The sequence below is a fragment of the Alcanivorax sp. HI0044 genome (genome assembly GCF_001634945.1).
The window spans coordinates 1-810 of sequence record NZ_LWEZ01001288.1 but is presented as its reverse complement, the minus strand read 5'-3'; the positions used below and the strand labels follow the sequence as shown (position 1 = coordinate 810).

Here is an 810-nt window from a genome sequence, read left to right as displayed (position 1 = left end):
CGTATTTTCACTTTCCTGTTTCTGCTGTTGACCGCAGTCGCTTTCGTCGGTTTTGTGGCGTTGGGTGTCTGGCAGGTGAAGCGGCTGGCCTGGAAAGAAGATTTGATTGCGCGGGTGGATGCCCGGGTGCATGCCGAAGCGGTGATCGCTCCGTCGCAACCTGGCTGGCCCTCTGTCAGTGAAGACACCCATGAGTATCTCCATGTCAGTGTGAGCGGCCAGTATCGGCCCGGGGCCGTTGCGCTGGTTTCTGCGGCGACGCAAGCGGGGCAGGGCTATTGGGTGATGGCGCCGTTGCAACGGGCCGACGGCAGCTGGGTCTATGTGAACCAGGGGTTTGTGCCCCAGGAGAAACGGGGTGCGGCCCAGTCGGGCGAATATACGCCGGCAGAGCCAGTCACCGTCACCGGGCTGCTGCGCCTGAGCCATCCCGGTGGCGGTGTGTTCCGGGACAATGTGCCAGCGGAAAACCGCTGGTATTCCCGTGATGTGCAAGCCATGGCCGAGCGTCAGGGGCTGTCGCCGGTGGCGCCGTATTTCGTGGATGTGCAGGCCACAGTCAGTGAACTGCCGGTGGGCGGGCTTACCGTCATCCAGTTCCGCAATAACCACCTCGTCTATGCCATCACCTGGTTCGCCCTTGCCTTTGGCATGCTGTTGGCGGCCTGGCTGGTACTGCGGGATTCACGCCGAACGCGTTAGTGTAGGTCGCCGCTGATTGTGTGACTTATGTCGAGTGCATTTTTTCACCAATCAAGGCGCTTTTCTGCAGGCATAGTGGGTCTACGTCAAAGAAAAGCAACACTGAGT

Annotated in this window: 1 protein-coding gene; it reads left to right on the top strand. The window is 60.2% G+C overall.

The features are described from left to right. Positions 1–702 (top strand): SURF1 family protein (locus tag A3730_RS18740; RefSeq protein WP_231883997.1); only part of this gene is annotated, 702 nt, incomplete at its 5' end. Positions 703–810 lie beyond the last annotated feature (108 nt).